This window comes from Mesorhizobium sp. P5_C1, assembly GCF_054049815.1.
The window spans coordinates 1-1,154 of the sequence record NZ_JBFULQ010001032.1 but is presented as its reverse complement, the minus strand read 5'-3'; the positions used below and the strand labels follow the sequence as shown (position 1 = coordinate 1,154).

The window sequence follows — 1,154 nt, the reverse complement described above, 5'->3', positions numbered from 1 at the left end:
TTGTTAAATCCCCAAGTTACCATTCTGTTTCCTTCCCTTGGATGGGAGGTTGCACCATGGATAAGCCAGGTGATCAGGTATCGTCTTTCGACTGCGATATCATTCGCAGTGCCTTCATAAGATACGTCATCGAAGCGAACATTCCTGAAGACCAATGGCGGGCCGAGGCCGCGCGTTTGATCGCCAACTATACCGGCACTGATGACATTGATGCCCAGTTGCTGGAATGGATTGTGCGGTAGTAGGTCTAGCCTTGTTGGGCGGACAGAATGCGTGCTTCCCGTACCAGGGACGCCCAATTCAGCCCAAGAATGGCGATAGGCTCGCGGGCCTGATCTTCAGTGATTTTCGCCTCGTCCGCCAAGCGCCGAACGACAAGTTCGACCGGGCTGCTGGGTGGTTCGTCCTTTTCGTCAGCCATAGGACAACTCCCTAAAGGCGTAACGCAACTTACTGTTACTGGTTCCCCCTGCGGAATGACTCGCTAACATGCCGGATAAGGCGCATTGTGCTTTGTCGCTGGCCACTGAACGGGCGCTGGCGCTTGAGAGTGTACATCGTACTCCCGCCCCTGCGGGAACCTATGCGATGGACGACGAGACACACCCACCCAAATTCATTTCGGCTCATGATTTTGAGATCATCCGCAACGCCTTCAAGGCGTCGGTGGCAGGAGGGATGATTGTCGAGCAGCAATGGGTCCAGCACGCGAAAGACTTGATACGCGCACTCACCGGCCATGAAGACCCGGACGAAGGCATTATCTGCCGGATCATTGGGCGCTAGCTAGGCGCTACCCAGCCGTAGAGTAATGGCCGGTGCAGTYGGGGCTTCTTGGCGCATCTGAAATAGCAACCACGCAACTAATCCGATCGGCGGTGACGATCGGTCAGCCAAGCCTGACGGAGTATTTGTCGAGCTCGGCGGCGCTCGCGTGAGGTGTCCGGATTAACGTTTGAACGGGAATGGAGCGCGAACGTCTGTTGTCTGATCATGGAACGTGCTAAAGATCAGCCATGTCCAGTTTGACAACGCCGCTAATCCGGAAGCTCGAAAGCCTCGGTCGACTTTCATCAGATGAACGCGAGAGCGTCGAAGCTATGCCGCTTATAGGTAAGGCGTTGAGGCCCGGTGAGCAGATTGCGCTGGAAGGG

Annotated in this window: 2 protein-coding genes and 1 pseudogene; 2 read left to right on the top strand and 1 reads right to left on the bottom strand. The window is 55.7% G+C overall.

Annotation, left to right across the window (positions count from 1 at the left end):
- A pseudogene (locus ACXJ7R_RS33645) lies at positions 1-242 on the top strand (hypothetical protein); the annotation flags it as partial.
- A gap of 5 nt (positions 243-247) precedes the next feature.
- On the opposite strand, the gene ACXJ7R_RS33640 reads toward ACXJ7R_RS33645, so the two are convergent.
- Positions 248-421: a hypothetical protein gene (locus ACXJ7R_RS33640; RefSeq protein ID WP_457155556.1), complete on the bottom strand. Its 174-nt coding sequence runs from the start codon at positions 419-421 to the stop codon at positions 248-250.
- A 167-nt stretch (positions 422-588) separates the two neighbouring features.
- On the opposite strand from ACXJ7R_RS33640, the gene ACXJ7R_RS33635 reads away from it, so the two are divergent.
- The gene (locus tag ACXJ7R_RS33635) at positions 589-786 is read left to right on the top strand and encodes a hypothetical protein (protein WP_457155555.1); all 198 of its coding nucleotides are present in this window, start codon (positions 589-591) and stop codon (positions 784-786) included.
- The last annotated feature ends 368 nt before the right edge of the window (positions 787-1,154 follow it).